Here is a 17,662-nt window from a genome sequence, read left to right as displayed (position 1 = left end):
CGAGCACGACCGCAGTCCTCGCACGCCACGATCTACCGGGCCGCCGGAGAAGACCCGAGATTCCCCCGCCTTCGTGAGGGAACGCCCAACTACTTGCTCCACGCCCTGGCCACAAAGCTGGTCAACGGCCTCACCGTGGGCGCAGACGGCTGCCTACGTCGCGACGGCACGGCGTCCCGCGCCTGCAGGTTGTGCTGAAGCCAGCGTGCCCCCCATACGCCCGGCGAGCCTCGGTTTCGGCTATCTCGGTCCGCACCAGCGCACCGTGCGGCCATCAGATATCGCCGCTCTGTAGGGTGACCAGCACTGCCGGCATGGGCCTGGTGGCGACGTGCTCGCCGTGTTGCGATCCTCGGTCGCAGCGGAGGGTGACCGAGGATCGCAACACGATCAGCTGGAAGTCCATGCCCTCCAAGACGCCAGGGTGTCGTAGGCCTGCGGCGGTCACTTTGGCCAGGTCCTTGGAGTTCAGGACGGTGCTCACCGTGACCGGCGCAGGCGGCGGCAGTGGCCGTCCGCCGCTGACGTACGAAAGGCATGAAGGCTTGGTCCGAACAAGATGGTGGAGGAACTTGGCGAGGGTGTATTCGACGGCTTCAGCCGCTCGAGGCTACGAAGGTGAGGGCAACCAAGCGGAGGGGAGAATGACCGTTGTAGAAGCAGGAGGACCGGTCGGAGTAAGAAGTCCGCTGGGAGCCGGGCCTGTCGCGTTGGTGAAGTCCACCGTGCTGTCGGCGAACGTCACGTCGACGAAGTGCACCGTACCGTCTGAGAAGGCCGCGCTGTGGAAGTCCACCCTGCTGCCGGAGAATGTGGCGTTGGCGAAGTCCACCCTGCCGCTGGAGAACGTCGCGTCGACGAAGCCGACTGCGCCGCTGGAGAGCGTGGCGTCGTTGAAGTACATCGTGCTGCCAGAGAACGACGCGCCGCCGAAGTACACCGTGCCGCCGTCGAACGTCGCGCCGCCGAAGTACACGATGCCGCCCGAAAAGGTTGCGCCGCCGAAGGACACTTCGCCACCGGAAAAGGTTGCGCCGCCGAAGGACACTTCGCCACCGGCGAACGTCGCCTTACCGAAGGACACCTCGCCGCCGGAAAAGGTTGCGCCGCCGAAGGACACCACCCCGTCGCCGAACGTCGCGCCGCCGAAGTACACGATGCCGCCGGAAAATGTTGCCCTGCTGAAAGAAACGATGCTGCCGGAAAATGTTGCCCTGCTGAAGTTCAAGCTGCTGTCGATGGTGACGCCGGTGAGGTCGAGGTCGCAGCCCTGCCATGAGCGATGTCCGCCCTTGGGGACGCGGTAGTGGTCTCCGATCATGCGGAAGATCGTGTGCCGGACCTCGCGTAGTGCGTGGTATCGGTCTGTCTTGTCCTGGTGGGCTTCTCGTCGCTCATCGGTGGGTGAGGTGCCGTCGGGCAAGTCGCCGGGTTTGGCAGGGGAAGGCAGGCGGAGGTAGGCGCACAGAACGTCGATGCAGGTCTGGCGTAGGTCTTGCGTGGGGGCGTCGTCGGCGAGGCCGGCGAGGGCGTGGACGCCGCCTAGGCGGACGGCTGGGGAATCGGAGCCGAGTTGTTCGACGGCTTGGGAGAAGCGTTCGGTGTGAAGTCGGGTGGCTTCCCGGTGTGCGCCTGCCTCGTCGACGCGCTGGCGGCGGTAGGCGACGACCAAGGCGACGAGCGCACCGGCTCCCGCGACCACTCCGAAGGAGAGCTTAACCAGGTCGAAGAGCGTCTTCGCGTCAAGCTTCGTGGTGCTCTCGATCTCCCGGAAGCCCAGCAGAGCCACCAGGCCGAAGAAGACACCACCCGCGACCACGACTGCGGCGACGAAGGCGACGGTCAGGGCCCGACCGACCCTCCACAGCCGTAACTCCCGATCTGAGGTGGACCGAGCATCCGGGGCTGAACGTCGCCGTCGGTTGGCTGTCATGGAAGAGGAGACAGAACCTGGAGAATCACGGTTGCAGCAAAGCGCAAGTCTCCGACTCAGAGACCGGTATCGTGCCCTCGTGGGCTTGCCCCGCCCCGAACAGAAGGCATCCCTCACTTCCCGGCCGCCCTCGACGCGGTCGACGTCCGGTCCGAGGTCCAGGAGCGCAGGGCCAGAACTGGCGCAGGCTGAGAGTAGGAGCGCATCTTCACCGTGATCTGGCTGTAGCGGTCAACCCGCGGATGGAGGGTCATCGCCATCTCGAACGGGTCGGTTGGCAGCGGCAGTAGGTGTGCTGCTTCCTGGGCGAAGTCCTCGCCGATCGTGCGGATCCGTGAGCCGATGCGGCGGCCCGCCTCACTCTCCTCGAACTGGATGATGCGCAGGTTGAGTTCCTCCCGAGTCTGGACTTTCGGGACGAGCGTGAGGTAGTTGCGGCGGAATTAGCCGACCTGGCCTTCTTCCACTCCGCCTTTCTCATGGGCCTGTGAAGGCCCGGTTCGCAGTAGAAGGCGGTGAATCCGACCTTCCGTGGGTTCAGGAAATTCGAGGGCTCCGCATCGCGAACTCAGAGACGCGAAGGTGGCTTTGCCTCGTATGAAGGGTCGATTGAGACTGCGGAGGACGGGTACTGCGTGCACCGAGTCGAGGGCTCTCTGGGATGATGAGCTGCTGCATTCCTTCCCCCGCGAGGTGGTCTTTTGAAGAAGGTGGCACTGCGCCCCTACGCACTGTTGCCTCGGCAGTACGACGACCGTAAGGTCCTGGCTTCCACGGTAGACGCTTGGGGAAGGGCACTGTGGTTGATTTGCCCCGATGCGATCTTCCCACGGAATCCGTATGGGAGAGCCCGACCTCAGCCTCGGAGTCTACCTTTCGACGCTCTTGTTGTCGTCAACGAAGCGGGAAAAGTGCATGAGCAGGTATTGCGAGGCGTGACGTTGACGCCGTACCACCTTGACGCTTTGCCCAATGGTCGTGTTGTCCTGCAGGGCAGCGGTTCCTCAGGGGACCGCAATGCTCAGATTTTCGGTCGTGATGGCTGTCCCCGCCGCAGCTTCGCTATGGGTACTGCGGTCGAGTTCATGATGGCGGACCGTCGGAACAACCTCTGGAGCGCCTATTACGACGAAGGGGTCTACGTTGATCCCATCAGCGCGGCCGGTCTGGCCCGATGGGACAGCGGGGGTAACCACCTGTGGGGGTACTGGCCGCCCCAGAACGTCGCCCACATCGACACTGTCTACGCCCTCAACGTCGCCGACTCAGCTGCCTGGGCCGTCTACTGGCCTTCTTTCCCGCTGCTTGAGACACAGCCCAACGGGCGGCTCTGCGTGCGGAAGAACCCTGTTGGATCCCCTCTTGGCCTGGCGGTTCAGGGCGACCGGATTGTCTTCCTAGGCGGGGGTGCCCGTGACTCCGATCGAAGGGACAGGCTGCACTACTGCAGCATGACCGACGGTGAAGTCGTCGTGGCCGAGGAAGCTGTGCTCACGATGCCCAACGGATCACCGCTCCATGGGTATGCACGCCCCGTCGGCCGAGGTCGGCGCCTCTATCTGCGTGGCCGGTCCGTAAAACAGTGGTACGTGCTGAGTCTGTAGGGGCGAGAGCTTGGTCGGAGTACTGGCTCCGGTAGCGGCTACGGCGCCTCCGGTCCGGCGACCGCGTCGTTCAAGTCCTCTAGCGAGGTACAGCCGGAGAAGTCCCCGGCGCGCAGACGCTCGATGGCCGCCTCGATCTCGCCCCACACCTGCTGCGGCAGTACGTACGCCGCCAGGAACGCCGGGAGCTCCAGGGCCGGAGAACCACCCTGCTCCCGCTCGAACTGCGCCAGCCGCTCAGGACCATCGGCAAGGACCTGGCGGGCACCATCGATCGTCGCCGGGATCCACACCTCCCGCCCTTGGAGGTCATCTCATTTGGCAGGGTCAGTAGGCTTCGGTCTGTGGTGGGGATTGTTGAGCGGCTGGTGCCGGAGGCTCCGTCGCGGCCCCAGGGTGGTGACCGGCGGCGGCATGGTGACCGGGAGGTGCTGGCCGCGATCGTGTTCGTGGCCACGTCGGGCTGTACGCGGCAGCAGCTGCCGTCCGCGTCGTTCGGGCCGTCGGGAGCGACGGCCCACCGGCACTTCTCTGAGTGGACGAAGGCCAGGGTGTGGGCCAAGCTCTACCGCCTAGTCCTCGACGAGCTCGGGTCCCGAGGCGAGCTGGACCGGTCCCACTGCGCGATCGACTCGGTGAACATGCGGGCATTGAAACGGGGGACCTGACAGGTCCGAATCCTGTGGACCGGGGCAAGTACAGCTCGAAGATCCACTTGATCACCGAGCAGACAGGTCTGCCCATCTCTGTCGGGATCTCGGCGGCGAATCTGCACGACAGCCAGGCCCTGACCCCGCTGGTGAAAGGCATACCGCCGATCCGGTCCCGCCGCGGACGCAGGCGACGCAAGCCCGGCAAGCTCCACGGCGACAAGGGCTACGACTACTCCCACCTGCGGCAATGGTTACGCCAGCGTGGCATCACCCATCGCATCGCCCGTAAAGGTGTCGAGTCCTCGCAGAGGCTGGGCCGTCACCGATGGACCATCGAACGCGCCATGGCCTGGCTCGCCGGCTGTCGGCGCCTCCACCGACGCTACGAACGCAAGGCCGACCACTTCCTCGCCTTTACCAGCATCGTCTGCACCCTCATCTGCTACCGCAGGCTCAAGACGACTCCAGGCGTTGTGAAAGCTGCGCCATGATGGTCCGCGTGAGCGAAGAGACTGTGTTTGAGGCCGTATCACGCCTGTACCAAGAGTTCATGGAACTACCGTTTCCTCCCGGATTGGCCGGAGCAGACCGGGCCGGCTTCGACGTGGTGATGCTGGACTCGGACACCGCAGGCTGCGTTCTCACGTGGATCAAGAACGGCGGCGAGCTCGAGGCGCGGGGCCGAAGCATTCTGCTTCGCTGCATCGCCCGCCTAGACCAGGTCATACCTGTACTCGGCGAAGCGGACGCCCCTGCGTACTGGCACCGCCTGCATGAGATGGCTCGACTTGCCGCGGGCTCCCCACACGTAGCCACCAAATGAGATGACCTCTTAGACGAGCGTGCCCCAACTCCTCTTCTCATCCACGGCACTGCGCCCTCCCTCGTTGGCCGTTCACCGTACGCCGACCAAACGCACCGGGGCACCGGACCGGACCCGAGTTCACCCCCGCGGACGGCCAGGGGGATTCCGCGCCTGCCGTCGGCCGGCGGGTCGCACCGGAGAGAAGGGCGCGTTCCGCTACGGTGTCGGCCACGGCAAGGCGCGTACGCCGTTCACCGCCGCCACCAGGCCCACGCCGCCGGGTGTGCACCGTGGTCCAGGGCTTCCGAGTCCCGCGCATCAACCTTCGCACCACGGCTTGCCGTCGTGCCGACAGAGGGGTGGCTCTGCCTGCGGGAGAACGCCATGCCGAATGCACGGTCCACCCCGAACAACGTGCCAGCCGCGACGCCCGCCAAGGCGCCAAGTACACCACCGCGCTGCGCACCCACACCGGGGCGCACCCGCCGCGCGGACAGGTGATCCAGTTCCTCGCGCGCAGCCTGGATGAACACGTCTACGTCGTCGGAGGCATCGCCGCCGCCTGGGCCCGGGCCGGACTGCGCGTGCTCCTCCTGCGCGAGCGCAAGAACGAGATCCGCAGGCCGAAGATGCAGCGGGTCAAGGGACGGTAGGTCTCCGAGGACCCGCCCGCGCCGCCCGGCGCGTACTCGAAACTCCTTTGGAGTTCCGCTCCCGCCCCCAGCACGGGATACCTGGTCGAGCAGAACTTTGAGTGGTACACCGGGCGCACCAGGTCGGGTCCGCGGGAGGACACGCCGCTGAGGGACGGTCCGTCAAGGCCGGGACGCCTTCGACCTCGTGGTCCTGATCCCCAACTTCCTCCCTGACCTGTGGCGTCCCTACCGGTTCGTGGACCACTTCGTCGCTATCGCCGGCACCGCAGACCTCCCCCGCCACGAACGACGGCTGCGCATGGCCGGCACCCGTCAGGTGGTCCACGAGCCCCAACTCACCCCCCAGCAGAGCGCTGCCGTGCTCCGCGACCGGCACCTGCACTTCCTGTACCGCCACGACGTCGCCGTCCACGGCCTCGTCTGCCACGGCCGCGAGCCGGCCCGCTCCGCCGACCCCGTCTTCTACGCCGCGTTCACCCAGGACATGAGCACCAGTGGCGTCCCCCTGCTCGGCTGGATCACCCAGCCCAACCACCGCCTGGTCCCGTTCGGCACCACGCCTCCACAAGGTGACCTGGAGCGCGACGACTTCGTCGCGGCTCACGCCGCCACGGCGCTGAGCATCCTCGAGGTGCTGGCCGGCAACCGTCCACCGGCACCCACCTCACCCGGACGACCGAAGGAACCCTCCTCGCCGCGCGGGTGAGGTGGGAAACTCCAGGCTCGCGGCCGGTGATCACCGGCCGCCGACCAGGATGGAGTAGGTGGCAGCCCCGTCAGCACTGGGGTGGGCGGCGCAACGCGAGAGCGGCGCGTGCCGCCGGGGGCCGGGCCGGTCGGCAGGGCGCCGGGGCGGTGTGCGGCACTCGCGGGCGGCGGCCAGGTGGAACGCACCGAGCTCCGCCCGGCCCAGGGCGGCCAGCACGGCGGGGGCATCAGCGGTCCAGGTGGCCGCGCCGGCGGCGAGGCGGTGCAGCACGATCGCGTACCGTCGGCCTTGGCGTCCTCGGCGGTGGCCAGCGCGGCGGCGGTTTCGAGCGGGCCGGCCGCGGCAGCCAGCTCGAGCAGATCCTCCTCGGTGAGGGTGTACGACCACTACGACCCGCCAGGTTAGGTTGAATCGCCGAGAGCCCGCCTTGCCTCAGTCCACAGTCGCTCGAACTCCTCCTCGGAGATCTCGGCTGCCTCGGGCTGGTCCTGCCAGCCGTTCATGGGGCCTTCGGCGAGAACGCCGTACTGCCGTTCATAGCGGAACCTCGCCGCGAGATCGGCGTGATCACGCAAGTGCAGCACCTCTTCCAGAGAGGCCGCCGTCACCGGTCGCGAGTCCCTCCCTCGGACCTCAACCTGCCGCGTTGCCCAGCCGTCGTCAGCGGCCTCGAAGTACAGCAACAGATCTTCGTCCTCGTAGTAGGTGCGGAACCAGGTCGTCATGCCGCCATCCTGACCCACGACCTCGTATTCGAGGGCGGGTCCGGCGCAGCGCGGCTTGGTGGCGGCGTTGGTCTTGTCTGATCTCCACACGGTGCTTCACCATCTGTGATCAGACGGATACCGTCGAATGTGGGGGTGGGCGATGTCGTCAGGAACCAACGGAGATTACTGGGCAGATAAGTCTTTGCCTAGCGTTTTCAAGCATGAACTACTGCGGCGTTACCTGCCGCAGTTCGGTGGGATGACGGGCACGCAGTCGCACGACAAGCGCGTGGTCTACCTGGACGGATACGCAGGCGAGGGCCGGTACGAGAGCGGTGAGCCGGCGTCCGCGGAGATCGCACTGCGGGTGGCCTCGTACCTGCGTTCCCGGCCTGGTTTGACGCTGGAGTGCTTCTTCTCGGAGCCCCAAGGGAAGTCGTTCGACCGGTTGCGGGAGGTCGTCGAACAGTACTTGGCCCGTGGTGTGCGAGCGCACGCCCACCGCGGTGAGGTCGACAGCGTTCTCGACCAAGTCGTGGAGCGCGCGCGCCGGGAGCCGTTGTTCCTCTTCCTCGACCCGTGTGGGCTGGTCCTGCCGCAGGACCGTCTCGTAGAGGTGCTGGCCCGGCAGCGCCCACAGAGACGGCCGGCGACCGAACTGCTGATGAACTTCAGCATGATGGCCGTGTGGCGTCTGGGCGGTCACGTCCGGTCCCCGAAAGGCAACGAGAAGTCGCTGCAGCGGTTCGATGACGTGTGCGGCGGGACCTGGTGGCGGGAGTACTTCGCTGACGCGGTGGCCTCCCGCGACAAGGACGGCGCAGCCGAAGATGCGATCGACGCGGTGGCGGCCGAGTACGCCCTCCGGCTGGCGCAGCGCACCGGGATGCGCGTGCAGTCGGTGCCGGTTTCGCACTCCCCTCGAAAACGGGCCGTGTACCGCCTGGTGTTCGCCACCCGCAGCCCGTATGGCCTGTGGGTGTTCGGTGACACCGTTGCTCGAGCCCGGGCAACGTGGTGGGAGACCGTGGAGGAGCGGGAAGACGACGACGCGCTTTTCTCCGTGGCCTCGGTGGCCCGGAAGGACCCGAAAGAGGTCGAGGCTGAGGCTGTACCTCAGATCGCCGAGAACCTGGCGCGGCTGCTCGCGCGGACCCGGCGGCCGGTCAAGCTCGTCGACCACACGCTGGAGGTTTTCGGATCCTTCTACGGGCAGGTCACGGAGCCGGTGGTACGTCAGGCGGTCCAGCTTCTGCATGCGCAGGGCGTCACGCCCGACAACGGGGTGGGCGTGAGGAAGACCCGTGAGATCACCCTTTCTCCGGGGAACCTCGCGGCTTGACGTTGTGGCCGGGCCCGGGCAGGGCCGGCCACAACGAACGGCATGGTCAGGCCGCGACCGGCAGCGGCATCTGGTCCCAGGTGCGGCCTTCCAGCATGCGACCGCCGGCCTTCGGGGTACGGCCGCCCCACTGCTTGAAGAAGAAGGCAACGCCGGCGTCCTGGCAGGTGTCGCGGATCCCGGTCACCCAGGCTTCGTCCAGCGGGCGGTGGCGCGGGCCGGACTCGCCTCCGGTGATGACCCAGTGGATGCCGTCCAGCCGAAGGTCGGGCAGCGGCCCAAGAAGCGGCTCACAGGACAGGAACCGGACGGCCGCGGGGACGTGGCGGAGGTCGTCGACCCGGGGCAGCTCGTTCTCCGTCTCAACCGAGACGCCCATCCAGAGGTTGTCCGGCCAGTTCAGTTTCGGTGCGACCTGGCGCAGGCGACGAGCCCGCTTGGTGAGGACCTGGTACGTGTGCTGCGGTGTGTCCGCCATGACCTGGAAGACCTGACGGACGAAGTCGAGCGGGACACGGGCATGGAAGAGATCCGACATCGAGTTCACGAACACCACTCGCGGGCTCTTCCATCCGTATGGCACGTCCAGGGCGTCGGGGTGCAGCGTGACTCCGAACCCGGGCCCGGAGGTTCGGGGGTCACCGTCGTTCTGGTACTTCGCCGCCCCCATAGCCTTCAGACGTTTCGCCAAGGCGAGGGCGTAGCAGTTGTCGCATCCGGAAGAGACACGATCGCAGCCGGTGGTCGGGTTCCACGTCGCCTCGGTCCATTCGATGGCGCTACGGTCGCTCACCGGATTCCTCCTGCTGCTGTCGTGCACGCGGCCCCGCTGTCCACGGCGGCCACAGTGTGTTGGCTAACGATGCCGCCCCGCCAGGGACACCAGGGCCCGAACATCGGTATCGGCACGCATTCGATCGCATCTCGTAACCTCAAAATTCGAACCTCCGTTTGAGAACTTAGTAGTTGAGGTCCATCGCGTCGATGCCGACATCCGGTGTCCTGCCTGGCGCCACCGCCCTTGACCGGGCCCGGGCCGCCGGCCGGTTCACTCCTATGCACGACGACTGGTGGAAAGCCGCCGTCAAAGCCCACGGTGAACGCGACGGCACCCGGGCCCTGATCGAGGTTCTCCTCCTCAGCCGCCGCCTGCCCCACGACCACCTCGTCACCGGCCTCGCCGCAGCACTCAGGACGGGCGCCCTCACCGCCGATGCCGTCGCTCTCGAAGCCCGCAAGGCTGCCGACGCCGACACCGGGCCCGAAGATCCCTTGCAGCCGCCCTCCATTACCAGCCAGACCGCCATCGCCCCGCTGCCTGCGGCGTCAGGGTCAACCTGCCACCCGACAAGCACCCCCTGCCCTCCGTCGCCCCCTACGACCAGCTCCTGCGGCTCCGCCGACCCGACTACCTCCCCCCGTGAAAGAGGGAGAATGCCGGCCCCTTCCCCACCAGCGAGGACTCACCGAGCAGGCCGCCACCACCGCCGTCGACCAGGCATGCCGCATGCTCCGACTGCCCACCATCCGCTCCCAGTTCCCCGACCTCGCCGAGACCGCGAGCCGTGAGCAGATGTACTACCTCGGCTTCCTCGCCGAGCTCCTCCTGGCCGAGTGTGACGACCGGGCTCGTCGTCGCTCCGAGTGCCGCATCAAGGCCGCAGGCTTCCCTCGCGACAAGTCCTTGCGGAAGTTCGACTTCGAGGCCAACCCCAACATCGACGCAGCCGTGATCCACACTCTCGCCAAGCGCGGCTGGACCAAGACCTTCACCGACTCCCGCCTCTGCACGACCATCGCCGACCGCCTCACCTTCGGCGGCAACATCATCGAGACCGGCACCGACTCCTACCGCCTCGCCACCACCCGAGCCCGAGCCGAACAGCAAGCAGTCGTCTGAGTACCTCTTTCGGAAAAGGGCAGGTCATGAGGTGGCCCAGATGGGGGGTCACACGGTGAGAGCGCCGCCTACGAAGGTTCGTTCTGGCGGTGACGCCACGAGTTCGACCATGGTGCCGGCGCGGAGGTCATCGCCGACGACGCACGTGATCGCATCGGTGAGCGCGGCGCCGAGGCGCGCGGTGATCTGGGCGGCGTCGGGGCGGTCGAAGACGTCAGCTCGAACACCCAAGATCACCGAAGCGTTTGTGTCCACGGCCTTGCCGCCTTGCGCGAAACGGCCTGCGGGGACTCCGGCCAGGCGGACGCTTACGAGGTCGCGGGCCCATTCGCCATAGACGTCGACGATCGCGTCGGTCAGTGCGGCTACGAGCATGGGCTCCTTACCGGTCAGCCTGTTCTCCGGAAGGTGGAGGGTCAGATGCGGCATAGTGAACCTCGTTCCCTTTGAATCCAAAGCCTTTGTTTGTAAAGGTATCCGGGAGAGGTCGCTGATGTCCACGGAATCGGACGGCCCAGCCGTCGATGAGGCCGTCCGCACCCTGCTGTTGCTCATGCCACGGCTTGTCGGCCGCGCAAAGCGCCTGCCCATCCCTCCGGCGCTCCAGGGCCTGGACCTGGCACCGCGGCATCTCGCGCTGTTGGCCCACCTGGAGTACGACGGTCCCACCAGCGTCAACGACCTGGCCGCCCGGCTGGAGGTGGCCCCGACGACCGTCAGTCTCATGGTTAGCGACCTATCACGGCTGGGCGTCCTGCAGCGCACTGCCGATCCTGCCGACCGCCGCCGCCGCATCGTCGCCATCGCCCCCGCCTACGCCGCACCGATCGACGAATGGCTTTCTGGCAGTGCCTCTGCCTGGGAATGCGTCATGCGCGGTCTCGACCCCGCGGAACGCGCCACGGTCATCGCGGCCCTGCACGCTTACGAGGCCGCCTTGGAGCAGGCCGGAGAGAAGCAACGGAACGCGCAGCCGCGTTAAGGGCTGTCCCGTTACTCCCCTAGCGTGAGGGCTCGGCCCGGCTCCATGGAGCGTTACAGGAAGATCAGCTCAACGTCCTTCGCGATACAGAGCCGCAGAACGACCGCCAGCTGCTGGGCCGCATCGATGTGTGTTCGAGGGACGTCGGCCTCGCTCTGCCAGTGGTCGACGATCCCCTCGATCCGCGGCAGGATCGCTGCGCATTCGGTGGGTGAGAGCTCGCCTCCACCGTCGTCGGGGCGATCCAGGAGCGGTTCGAGCGAGGTGGAGACGTCACTCCAGCCGCGCTCTCCGCCGAAGCCCCACATCTCGTCGAGGTCGAAGCCCTCGGCTCGCGCCAGTTGCCGCCGGAACGCGGCGAAGCCGCTGTAGGGCCAGCCAACGTCCGGACTGCCCGCGTCTCCGTCTCCCGGGAACAGAATCAGCCCCCACGTCGAACTCCCTCAGATCGTCGGATGCGTAAAAGATCAGCCCGAACCGGCGATGCCTGCAACTGAGATGGTCCAGCGGTGGCTGGTGTGATCACGGCGTCGGAGCCGTCTTGGATATCCCCGTTCACCGGGCTGAGCCCGCGGCAGTTCGAGAAGCTGGTGACGGTGCTGCGGTGCGAGGGGCGGACTCGGTCCGCAGGGGCCGGCCGTGGGGTCTTCCGCTGGAGGACCGGGCACTGTTGGTTGCTGCCTACTGGCGCACGAACCTGACCATGCGGCAGCTCGCCCCGCTGTTCGGATTGTCGAAGTCGGCGGCGGACCGGATCATCGACCGCCTCGGGCCGCGGCTCGCACGCCAGCCACGCAAGCGGTTCGCCAAGGACACCGTGCTCATCGTGGACGGCACCCTGGTGCCCACCCGGGACCACACCATTGCCGCGCAGTCCAAGAACTAGGCGAGCCGACCACCGAGCGGCCTACTCGCCCGAGGACGCTCAGAGATCATTTATGGGACAACCCTTGGGAACCGCTTCAAGCACCCGCTGAAGGTTGCCCTACCAATCTCCGCGCAGGCGCCACACAGCGGAAGACGTAAGCCGATGCCATCGCGTGCGTCTGCACGTAAAGCCGGCGCGCCGGGCTAATTTTCAATCGGCTTGTTCTCCACGCTGCATCAAGTGATCCCGTGAAGCGGTCGTGAATTCATCTCCATATTCACTCAGCAATACCCCCCTGACCACGCCCTTTCACATGTCATCGACGTCAGGGAAAATGATCACCCAATGGCCTGATCGTTGCCTTGACCCCCCTTGTCTCATAATCCAGACTCGCAATCGGCACGCATGCACCAGAAGACACTGAAGCGTGCACATGCGCCGTTCACCTGCGAATGGCCCGGCGAGACCGATGTCGCACGGGGTGTGTGACGGGGGAAAATCGACAGAGAGCGCCCACACAAGTTTTACATATAAGCGCATTCCTTCACTTCCCCTCCTCATCTCTTGGTGCGCGAAGGGAATGGAGGGGGAATGCCGACGCACATGGGCTATCCCGGCGTTTACATCGAAGAGCTTCCCAGCAGCATCCGAACTGCCGCCCCCGTCACCACCTCGGTGACCGCATTCGTGGGGCACACCCGTCGGGGTCCGCTCAACCGACCCGTGCGGATCACCAGCTTCGCGGACTTCGAGCGCCGTTTCGGTGGACTCACGTCCCGTAGCGCCGTGGGCTACGCCGTTCACCAGTTCTTCGGCAACGGCGGCTCTGTGGCGGTGGTCGTGCGCGTGGCCAAGGCCGGCACCGGCGAAGAAGCCTGTGTCACGCTGGAGTCCACCGAGGGGCGCAGCCAGTGCCCGGTGCTTGAGGTTCGCGCGAAGGAGCCGGGTGTCTGGGGCTCGGGGCTGCGGGTGGTCGTCGATCACGACACGCCGACCCCGGACCGTACGTTCAACCTTCGCATTCTCGACGCGCGCGGCGGCGCCCGCGAGGCCTTCACCGGTCTGTCGATGGAGAGCGGCCACGGACGGTTCGTGGAGACCGTCGTCAACGCCGGGTCCTCCCTGGTCCGGGTCAAGGCGCTGGACGAGGGCAGGCCCGACCCCTCCGGCACCGTGTCCAAGCCCTTCGCGGCCGAGCTGCCCGATTTGAACGTCGAGCTCACGGTCAAGATCGGTGATGTGGAGCGCGAGTTCACGCTCTACGACCCGGACCAGGACGGCGAGGCGCCGAGCAGCGTCACGGAACTGGCCCTGCTGCTGGAGCGCAAGCTGCGTTCGCTGCCGGACGCCCCGGGCAAGCACGCCTTCGCCGGCGCCGAGGTCACCGCGTTCGGCCGTCGCATCCAGGTCGTCGCCGGGTCGGTCGACCCCGACGACGTGGTGCGCTTCGTCGGGGAGTGCGCCAATGATCTGGGGCTTGAGGCGTCGGTCAACCCCCCCGTCTTCGCCCTCAAGGGCGGCAAGGACGGCGATCCGCCCGGTCCGCGCGACCTCATCGGCAGCGAGGCGCGCAAGACCGGCGTGCAGGCGCTGCGCGACATCGACGACGTCAACCTACTGGCGCTGCCGGAGCTTTCGGCGTACGAGACCACCGAGGACATGGTCACGGTGCTCTCCGCGGCCGAGCGGCTGTGCCGGGAGCGGCGGATCTTCCTGCTCGTGGACGCGCCGTCCGCCTGGGGCAGCGTGGACGCCGCGCGCGCCGGCATCGGCGCCTTCGAGCCCGTACGCAGCGATCACGCCGCGCTGTACTTCCCGCACCTGCAGCTGACGGACCCGCTCACGGGGCGGCTGCGCTCCTTCCCGCCGTCGGGCGCCGTCGCCGGCGTCTTCGCCCGTACCGACGGCGAACGCGGCGTGTGGAAGGCACCGGCCGGCACCGAGGCGCGGCTGACCGGGGTGCGTTCACTCACGGTCAGGCTGACCGACCGCGAGAACGGACTGCTCAACCCCCTGGGGGTGAACTGCCTGCGCACCTTCCCGGTCGTCGGCCCGCTGGTGTGGGGCGCCCGTACCCTTCAGGGCGCCGACGGGCTCGACAGCGAGTGGAAATACGTGCCGGTGCGCCGGCTGGCGCTCTACGTCGAGGAGAGCCTCCACCGTGATCTCCAGTGGGTGGTCTTCGAGCCCAACACCGAACAGCTGTGGCAGCAGATCAGGTTGAAGACCTCGGCCTATCTCAATGATCTTTTCCGGCAGGGTGCTTTCCAGGGAAGTACGCCGCGCGAGGCGTACTTCGTCAAGTGCGACAAGGACACCACCACCGCAGCCGATGTGGCGCGTGGAGTGGTCAATGTCGTGATCGGCATCGCACCGGTGCGGCCCGCGGAGTTCGTGATCGTGAAGATCCAACAGGTCGCCGGACAGTTCGACCTTTCGTAACCGAGGAAGCGGAACACGAAGGAAACCGATGGCTGAGTTCCAGATCAACGCCCATCGCTTCGACCCTTACAAGAATTTCAAGTTCCTGGTTCTGTGGGACGGTCGGACGGTCGCGGGCGTCAGCAAGATCAGTCCGTTGAAGCGCACCACCGAGGTGGTCAAGCACCGGCACGGCGGTGATCCCAGTTCGCCGCGGAAGTCGCCGGGGCGCTCGGAGTTCGAAGGCGTGACGCTCGAACGCGGCGTCACCCACGACCCGGAGTTCGACCGGTGGGCCAACAAGGTCTGGCAGGTCGGGGCGGGGCTGGGAGCGGAGGTCTCCCTGCGGGACTTCCGCAAGGACATCATCATCCAGGTCCTCAACGAGGCCGGGCAGGTGGCCGTCTCCCACAAGCTCTATCGGGCCTGGGTGAGCGAGTACCAGGTGCTCGGCGAGTTGGACGCCAACGCCAACGCCGTCGCCATCCAGAGCGTGAAGCTCGAATGCGAGGGCTGGGAGCGGGACTACGAGGTGGAGGAGCCGGTCGAGCCGTCGTTCACGTACCCGGCCTGATCGACGCGGGCCCCCAGCGCCACCCGCGCCGTCGGCACCGAACGCACTGCCTGCACCACGCGCACACCGGAAGGATGAGGGATGACGCCGACGGGGCCGGTCGAACTGCTCGCCACCTGGGAAGCCGGGCTGACGCGGCACGACGCGGAACGGTCCCTGCTGCTGCACCGGGCGGCCCGTCCGGACGCCAGCACGGACGAGTTGCTGTCGATGCCGGTCGGCGCCCGCGAGGGCGACCTCCTCGCTCTGCGCCGGGCCCTGTTCGGCGAACGCATGCAGGTGTGCGTGGCGTGCACGTCGTGCAGGGAGGCGATGGAGTTCGACCTCGACGCGACGCTCCTGGACGTACGGGAGCGGGCCGGGTACGGGCCGCTGCGGATCGAGGAGGGCGACTGGACGGTGGAGTTCCGGCTGCCCACCGTCGCCGACCTCGCGGCGGTCGGCTCCGCTCCGGACGCGGCCCAGGCCCGTCGGCTGTTGGTGGCGCGCTGCACCGTCTCGGCCGTGCGCGGCGGCGAGCGCGTACCGCCCGAGCGGCTGGACGCGTTGCTGCCGGCGGAGGTCCGGCGGCGGTTGGCCGAGGCGGCGGCGGACGCCGACCCGGCGGCCGACGTGACACTGAACGTCACCTGCCCCGAGTGCGGCGCGGCCACGCCCGCGGACCTGGACATCACCTCGTACCTGTGGACCGAACTGGACACCTGGGCCCGGGACCTGCTGCTCGACGTCCATCTGCTCGCGAGCGCCTACGGGTGGAGCGAGCCGGAGATCCTGGCGCTCAGCCCACTGCGGCGTCGCTACTACCTGGAGCTGTGTGCGGATGCCTGACTACTTCGACCGGCTGCTCGCCCGGTACACGCCGGTGCCCGCGCCGGGCGGCGCCGAGGGCGCCGGATGCACCATCCGGGTCCGGCCGCGGCTGCCCGGTCCGTACGAGCGGGTGGAGGCGCTGCGGTCCGGCCCGCAGGAGCCTGACGAGCCCGCCTCCCTGCTCCCGTCCGCCCCGCATTCCGTTAGCCGGACGGCGGAGGTGGTGCACGAGGAACGTACGGTACGGACCGACCGGCACACCGTGGTGCGCACCGAGACGGTCCGTTCGGATCACGGGCCCGACGCCCCCGCCGACGCCGCTGCCACGCCGGGCAGGGGGGCACCGCTGCCGCCGCCGGCGCGCCGGGCTCCGGGGCCGCGTGCGGCGCCGGACCGCGGCCCGCACGCACCGTGGCGGCCCGCGGCGCCCTCCTCGGCAGCCGGCCCGCGGCCGGAAGCGGCCGACCCCGCGCCGCGCCCCGCCGTCCCCGCTCCCCCGGCCGCACCGGCGCCGCTCGGCCCGCGCGCCGCCGACGCCGCTGCCGCCCGGGGCGCTGCCCCGTACGGGGTGGGCCGTCGCGCGTCCAAGCAGGCCGAACGCGTCGTGCACGTGCAGATCGGCCGGCTCGAAGTGAGTGCGGCACCGATGGCCGACCGGGGCCGCTCCCCCGCCGCCGACCGCTTCGACCGCACCGGACGGCGCGCGCCCGCGCTGACGCTGGACGACTATCTGTCGCGCGGCGAGAAGGGGAACTGAGGACATGAGCAACGCCCTCGCCGTCGCCACGGTCACCCAGGCCCTGGCCCTGCTGATCGAGAGCAATCTCGGCCCGGAGATGGACATCGCGGTCAAGGTGGAGACTCGGAAACCGCCGACGGAACCGCCGGTCGAGCCGACCGTGAACGTGTTCCTCTACCAGGTCACCCCGAACGCGTCGATGCGCCACAGCGACCTACCGACCCGTGCGTCGGACGGCACGTTGCTCAAGCGGCCCGCGGCTCCGCTGGATCTGCACTATCTGATCAGCGCGTACGGGGAAGAGGCCGAGTTGGTCGGGCAGCGGCTGATCGGCTGCGTGGTCCGAACCCTGCACGAGATCCCCGTGCTGCCGAAGGAGATCATCGAACTGGCAGCCGCGCGCCCGCATCTGGCGGGCAGCGACCTGGCCGACTCCCCGCAGCGGGTGCGCTTCACCCAGACGCAGTTGGACATCGACGAGACGTCGAAGCTGTGGGGGATGCTCCACCACACCCCGTACACGATGTCGGTGGCGTATCAGGCGTCGCTGGTGCTGATCGATGGCCGCACGTCGCCCGCGCCGGTGAAGCCCGTGGAGCGGCGGACGGTGCGCGCCCTGCCGTTCGGGGCGCCGGGTGCGCCGACTCCTCCGACGGTGGAGGACCCACCGCCCGTGGGCGAGGCCGCCGCCGCGCCACAGGACTCGGCGCCGGAGCGATCCGCGCAGGCCACCACGACGACAGCCACCGCAGCCGCGAAGAAGCGCGCGACGAACAAGACGGCTGCCAAGGCCGCCAAGCCAGCTGCCAAGAAGGCCGCGTCCGCGAAGACCGCCGCCTCTCGTGCGCGTACCCGTAGGAAGCCCGCGGCGCCCGAAGACGGTACGGAGAGCTGAGGCGCCGTGCACGGGACGGGGGCGGACGAGGGCGTGGGTACGGGCCGGGGCGCGGCAGCCGGCG

Annotated in this window: 20 protein-coding genes and 1 pseudogene; 14 read left to right on the top strand and 7 right to left on the bottom strand. The window is 68.0% G+C overall.

The genetic code is table 11. The features are described from left to right. Positions 1 to 610 precede the first annotated feature (610 nt). Positions 611 to 1,933, bottom strand: a complete 1,323-nt coding sequence (locus tag ABZ842_RS23425) for a pentapeptide repeat-containing protein (RefSeq protein WP_361539808.1) — start codon at positions 1,931 to 1,933, stop codon at positions 611 to 613. A 911-nt stretch (positions 1,934 to 2,844) separates the two neighbouring features. On the opposite strand from ABZ842_RS23425, the gene ABZ842_RS23420 reads away from it, so the two are divergent. Next, positions 2,845 to 3,537 carry a hypothetical protein gene (locus tag ABZ842_RS23420; RefSeq protein ID WP_361539804.1) on the top strand — a complete coding sequence of 231 codons (693 nt, stop codon included), beginning with the start codon at positions 2,845 to 2,847 and terminating at the stop codon, positions 3,535 to 3,537. 38 nt (positions 3,538 to 3,575) lie between these two features. On the opposite strand, the gene ABZ842_RS23415 is transcribed toward ABZ842_RS23420, so the two are convergent. Further along, positions 3,576 to 3,830: a hypothetical protein gene (locus ABZ842_RS23415; RefSeq protein ID WP_361539802.1), complete on the bottom strand. Its 255-nt coding sequence runs from the start codon at positions 3,828 to 3,830 to the stop codon at positions 3,576 to 3,578. Positions 3,831 to 3,848: 18 nt separating this feature from the next. On the opposite strand from ABZ842_RS23415, the gene ABZ842_RS23410 reads away from it, so the two are divergent. From ABZ842_RS23410 to ABZ842_RS23395, 4 genes are all read left to right on the top strand, one after another. Beyond that, positions 3,849 to 4,681 (top strand): IS5 family transposase gene (locus ABZ842_RS23410; RefSeq protein WP_361539857.1). Its coding sequence is split into 2 segments (ribosomal slippage): positions 3,849 to 4,193 and positions 4,196 to 4,681, totalling 831 coding nucleotides; the frame shifts between segments, so codons are not numbered across the junction. Between the two features lie 8 nt (positions 4,682 to 4,689). Next, positions 4,690 to 5,013, top strand: coding sequence for a hypothetical protein (locus ABZ842_RS23405; RefSeq protein WP_361539799.1), 324 nt, complete (start codon positions 4,690 to 4,692; stop codon positions 5,011 to 5,013). 341 nt (positions 5,014 to 5,354) lie between these two features. After that, complete coding sequence (locus tag ABZ842_RS23400; protein ID WP_361539796.1) at positions 5,355 to 5,648, top strand: hypothetical protein; 294 nt, start codon at positions 5,355 to 5,357, stop codon at positions 5,646 to 5,648. Positions 5,649 to 5,835: 187 nt separating this feature from the next. After that, positions 5,836 to 6,357, top strand: a complete 522-nt coding sequence (locus ABZ842_RS23395) for a hypothetical protein (protein ID WP_361539793.1) — start codon at positions 5,836 to 5,838, stop codon at positions 6,355 to 6,357. Positions 6,358 to 6,387: 30 nt separating this feature from the next. Here the strand turns inward: ABZ842_RS23395 and ABZ842_RS23390 are convergent, their stop codons facing one another. Both ABZ842_RS23390 and ABZ842_RS23385 read right to left on the bottom strand, forming a co-directional pair. Then, on the bottom strand, positions 6,388 to 6,630 hold the full coding sequence (locus ABZ842_RS23390; protein WP_361539790.1) for a hypothetical protein: 243 nt from the start codon (positions 6,628 to 6,630) through the stop codon (positions 6,388 to 6,390). Positions 6,631 to 6,761: 131 nt separating this feature from the next. After that, on the bottom strand, positions 6,762 to 7,175 hold the full coding sequence (locus tag ABZ842_RS23385) for a hypothetical protein (protein ID WP_361539787.1): 414 nt from the start codon (positions 7,173 to 7,175) through the stop codon (positions 6,762 to 6,764). Between the two features lie 37 nt (positions 7,176 to 7,212). Here ABZ842_RS23385 and tcmP point away from each other — a divergent pair, with 37 nt between their 5' ends. Continuing rightward, positions 7,213 to 8,409, top strand: coding sequence for a three-Cys-motif partner protein TcmP (gene tcmP / locus ABZ842_RS23380; protein WP_361539784.1), 1,197 nt, complete (start codon positions 7,213 to 7,215; stop codon positions 8,407 to 8,409). Between the two features lie 46 nt (positions 8,410 to 8,455). On the opposite strand, the gene ABZ842_RS23375 is transcribed toward tcmP, so the two are convergent. After that, a complete protein-coding gene (locus ABZ842_RS23375) occupies positions 8,456 to 9,202 on the bottom strand; it encodes a phage Gp37/Gp68 family protein (protein ID WP_361539781.1) in 747 nt (248 codons plus the stop codon). 714 nt (positions 9,203 to 9,916) lie between these two features. Between ABZ842_RS23375 and ABZ842_RS23370 the strand changes: the two genes are divergently transcribed. Next, positions 9,917 to 10,309: an ATP-binding protein gene (locus ABZ842_RS23370; protein WP_361539854.1), complete on the top strand. Its 393-nt coding sequence runs from the start codon at positions 9,917 to 9,919 to the stop codon at positions 10,307 to 10,309. Between the two features lie 48 nt (positions 10,310 to 10,357). On the opposite strand, the gene ABZ842_RS23365 is transcribed toward ABZ842_RS23370, so the two are convergent. Beyond that, on the bottom strand, positions 10,358 to 10,684 hold the full coding sequence (locus ABZ842_RS23365; protein WP_361539778.1) for a hypothetical protein: 327 nt from the start codon (positions 10,682 to 10,684) through the stop codon (positions 10,358 to 10,360). Positions 10,685 to 10,802: 118 nt separating this feature from the next. Here ABZ842_RS23365 and ABZ842_RS23360 point away from each other — a divergent pair, with 118 nt between their 5' ends. Then, entirely contained in the window at positions 10,803 to 11,291 is a 489-nt protein-coding gene (locus tag ABZ842_RS23360) for a helix-turn-helix domain-containing protein (RefSeq protein ID WP_361539775.1), read from the top strand. Between the two features lie 53 nt (positions 11,292 to 11,344). Here ABZ842_RS23360 and ABZ842_RS23355 read toward each other — a convergent pair whose 3' ends face one another. Further along, positions 11,345 to 11,599, bottom strand: a complete 255-nt coding sequence (locus tag ABZ842_RS23355) for a hypothetical protein (RefSeq protein ID WP_361539772.1) — start codon at positions 11,597 to 11,599, stop codon at positions 11,345 to 11,347. Positions 11,600 to 11,800: 201 nt separating this feature from the next. Between ABZ842_RS23355 and ABZ842_RS23350 the strand changes: the two are divergent. From ABZ842_RS23350 to ABZ842_RS23325, 6 genes and pseudogenes are all read left to right on the top strand, one after another. Beyond that, positions 11,801 to 12,174 (top strand): annotated as a pseudogene (locus tag ABZ842_RS23350) (transposase family protein); the annotation flags it as partial. A 576-nt stretch (positions 12,175 to 12,750) separates the two neighbouring features. Next, positions 12,751 to 14,601 (top strand): phage tail sheath C-terminal domain-containing protein, encoded by a 1,851-nt coding sequence (locus tag ABZ842_RS23345; protein ID WP_361539769.1) that lies wholly within the window; start codon positions 12,751 to 12,753, stop codon positions 14,599 to 14,601. A 28-nt stretch (positions 14,602 to 14,629) separates the two neighbouring features. Then, on the top strand, positions 14,630 to 15,154 hold the full coding sequence (locus tag ABZ842_RS23340) for a phage tail protein (RefSeq protein ID WP_361539766.1): 525 nt from the start codon (positions 14,630 to 14,632) through the stop codon (positions 15,152 to 15,154). An 81-nt stretch (positions 15,155 to 15,235) separates the two neighbouring features. Next, complete coding sequence (locus ABZ842_RS23335; RefSeq protein ID WP_361539763.1) at positions 15,236 to 15,982, top strand: hypothetical protein; 747 nt, start codon at positions 15,236 to 15,238, stop codon at positions 15,980 to 15,982. Beyond that, entirely contained in the window at positions 15,975 to 16,721 is a 747-nt protein-coding gene (locus tag ABZ842_RS23330; RefSeq protein WP_361539760.1) for a hypothetical protein, read from the top strand. The genes ABZ842_RS23335 and ABZ842_RS23330 overlap by 8 nt, the downstream gene beginning before the upstream one ends. Before the next feature lie 4 nt (positions 16,722 to 16,725). After that, a complete protein-coding gene (locus ABZ842_RS23325; RefSeq protein WP_361539758.1) occupies positions 16,726 to 17,598 on the top strand; it encodes a DUF4255 domain-containing protein in 873 nt (290 codons plus the stop codon). Positions 17,599 to 17,662: the final 64 nt, after the last annotated feature.

Source organism: Streptomyces sp. NPDC047315 (assembly GCF_040643215.1).
In the GTDB taxonomy this organism is placed as follows: domain Bacteria; phylum Actinomycetota; class Actinomycetes; order Streptomycetales; family Streptomycetaceae; genus Streptomyces.
The sequence above is the reverse complement of the archived record's forward strand: the minus strand, read 5'-3'. Positions and strand labels throughout refer to the sequence as shown.